Source organism: uncultured Legionella sp. (assembly GCF_937871865.1).
Lineage (GTDB): Bacteria > Pseudomonadota > Gammaproteobacteria > Legionellales > Legionellaceae > Legionella.
This window is the reverse complement of record NZ_CALMPD010000239.1, coordinates 1-2,950: the sequence shown is the minus strand read 5'-3', so window position 1 is coordinate 2,950 and position 2,950 is coordinate 1. Positions and strand designations below refer to the sequence as shown.

Here is a 2,950-nt window from a genome sequence, read left to right as displayed (position 1 = left end):
AATGTCAATGCTTTTTATGGTACGATTTATAACAATAATTATTATTTATATATTTTTCATAAAGTTATACAAAGAAAATTATTAATGAATTTCTTAATTTTTATAAGAATGGGAGAATCTTAATAAGAATAAACATGACTCATGTAAAAATGAGAAGAGACTAGCTTGTAGGAGCACGCATGATTTGCGCATAAACTCGAGCAGCTTCATTGGGATCAGTTACCCCTTTCAGCGAAGTTTTTACGGATGGGGGTGAAATTTCAAGAGTGACAGGAATTTGTCCATATATTTTGGGTGCTAGTTTTGATGCTAACCATTTACGTGTATCAATCCTTAATCTAGATCGGGCAATAAATTCACTATTACAAATTTCCTTCCCTTTCTCACTAATATCTATGTCCTGACTAGCGTCATCAGCAATGTCAATAATTTCATCTATTAACGTTTCGACTTGAAGTGCTTTTGCTTGCGCGTATTGGGTTCTAAATTGTGGATATTTTAAACACCACCGACGTATTGTCGATTTTTCAGGCATATCATTATACAAATCACAAAGCCGTTGTAATCCTACACTATGAGTCGCTATTCGCTCACATATAAGATCTGCCAGTTCTTGTGTGTAATCACTTGGACGGCCAACTTTATTTTTCTTCATAATGACCCCAGATAAATCTTATTAACAAATAGCATTATAATTGACTATTTTACCTTATTTCACAGCAAAAATATCACTTTTATTGAGTGTGATTGATGTTCTTTTAGACTTTTGTTCCTTTTTAGAGGGAACAGAGTGAACACGTAGAACGATTGCCTTATTGATGATAACTAAGGCAATCCACTAAATAATATATTCTTAATGTTCTTTAGGAAGAATCCAATAAAGATTGAGAGATCGATTACCAACTCTTACCTTTTTGGAATGTTTTTTCGCATCATGGGCCATAATCCATCCAGCATCATTTAACGTTCGTAAGATAAACTTGAAATCATGGCCAGAAGCCGCTTCTTTTAGTCCAGAAGAGTTAAAAAGATAAACTCTTCCTTCTTTAGTATCTTTCCAATATCCTGCTCGCTCCCGAACAATTGGTTTTTGATCTATATTGTCGTTATCTCCTAATTTACTCAAATCATGAAGGCCAGAGAAGCGACTGTCACCATGGCGTTCAATAAAAGACTGTATACATTCCAGAATTTGCCTTGTTTCTGTTTGTCCTTCCCCTCTAAAATCTTGCCAATATTTCATAAGATCAAGAATACTTTTCAAAGCCTCTCCTTGTGACCAACCAGTTACCCCATACTCTGTAGCTTTTTCACCAGCCATAGCAAGAAGAGCAAACATACTGGATGCACGATTTTCAATCCCATCAGTTGCAGCAGCGAACTCTGGTAATTTACGTATTCTTAAATAGGCTTCACTTAAGTCCTCTTTATCTTCCAATAAACATTTAATAAATTCAGGGCCTGCTGTCCCATAATTTTCACTCGTTGCTCGTTTTAAATAATCTGAAAACTCACAACCATTAGAAAAATGATGTAAATTATCAAAAGCACCAAAGGAACGATCAGTTGATGGGATATCTAATAGTCTTGCTTCTTGGCCAGCTTTAATTTGTTTTCCAATTTCTTGCATATGAGCAGCTAATGTCCGCTCACCGCTAGATAAAAAAATAGTTCGCCATTTGAAAGATGTTTGAGATCTGCCATTACGCAATGCTCGTTGCTTACCTTGTCCATTAGCCAGAGCATAAATTATTGAACCAATTTCAAGAGGATCACATTCACTAATTTCATCCAAAATAAGCAAAGCATCATTTAATTCTGCAGCAATGGCCTCCGCTCCATTAGATGTTGTATTCCATGTACAAATGTATTCAGGGCCACCCCATACACTAGCAGCAACTTGCAAAGCGGTTGTTTTACCTTTACTAGATTGACCAACCAAATGTATTCCCATCCCTCCGGTGTACTGTTTTTTTCCAATTAATAGTAGAGGAGCAGCAAATGCAGCCGATAGCGTCAATATCAGTATTGGATTCCCTCTAGCGTATTGCGCTACTGATCTTTTCCAATTCTCTACATGACCTTGCTGAGTAAAATTATTATGTGTTGCCAGTTCTGACTGAAAGCGAACATTTTGATATCCGATGGTTTTATATGGCAATACAAACGATCGATTATTGCAATGCCAACCAGTGCGTACCGCAGCAATAAATCTCGGTTTTGGCTTTTGTTGCATTAACCATTTGTTTAAATGATTTTTTGCATCTGGATCAATCCTAAATCCTAATTTCAGCAGCTCTCCTCGCACTTCTTCAGCACTGCCTTTTAACAAGTACATAGGCATAGCCCATTCTCGCCACTGATCAAAAGAGTCAATAAATCGTAGCAATAACCCAAATGATTCTCCATGCTCATCAGAGGTAATGGCCTCAGCATGTATAGGGGCAGAGATCCATATATCTATGGGTTGAGGATCTTTGCTCTTACTATAGGCATGCCAATACAATCCTGGCGCTCTATTTTTTCCATTAAGATGAAACCAATCATCATGAACAATAAAACAAGGACGATCAATTTTAGCTTCAATCATATTATTTGGCGCAACCTCCCTAGGTGAAATTGCTTCCATCATCAATAATCCTTCATCCATTCCCAATGGAGAAATTTTATCAGCCGCATGGTTTGTTCCCTCTGTTCCTTCTGTACTCTCACAAAACTCAATATTAGATTCAGACATGATTCACCCTTTGTTCAATATTCCAGCATGCCAGATCGTTATAATCTGTTAGATTTTTGGGTGCATTAACTGGCCATTTGGGTTGATGAAATAAAGCACCGGAAGCAATTGCAGCTTTTCGCCCTTTAGTGATTCCAGGGTTATCAGGATTCAAACGATCATCATCGGCACAAATAATGATTTTTGTATTTGGAAAATGTTTACGAATAGCGA

The 2,950-nt window shown here is 36.9% G+C and carries 2 protein-coding genes and 1 pseudogene; all 3 read right to left on the bottom strand.

Annotated elements, in window-relative coordinates:
- Positions 1-160 precede the first annotated feature (160 nt).
- Positions 161-655: a hypothetical protein gene (locus Q0495_RS12640; RefSeq protein ID WP_298626908.1), complete on the bottom strand. Its 495-nt coding sequence runs from the start codon at positions 653-655 to the stop codon at positions 161-163.
- A 198-nt stretch (positions 656-853) separates the two neighbouring features.
- On the bottom strand, positions 854-2,737 hold the full coding sequence (locus Q0495_RS12635) for a DUF927 domain-containing protein (RefSeq protein WP_298626906.1): 1,884 nt from the start codon (positions 2,735-2,737) through the stop codon (positions 854-856).
- Positions 2,730-2,950 (bottom strand): annotated as a pseudogene (locus tag Q0495_RS12630) (hypothetical protein); the annotation flags it as partial. The pseudogene Q0495_RS12630 and the gene Q0495_RS12635, both read right to left, overlap by 8 nt.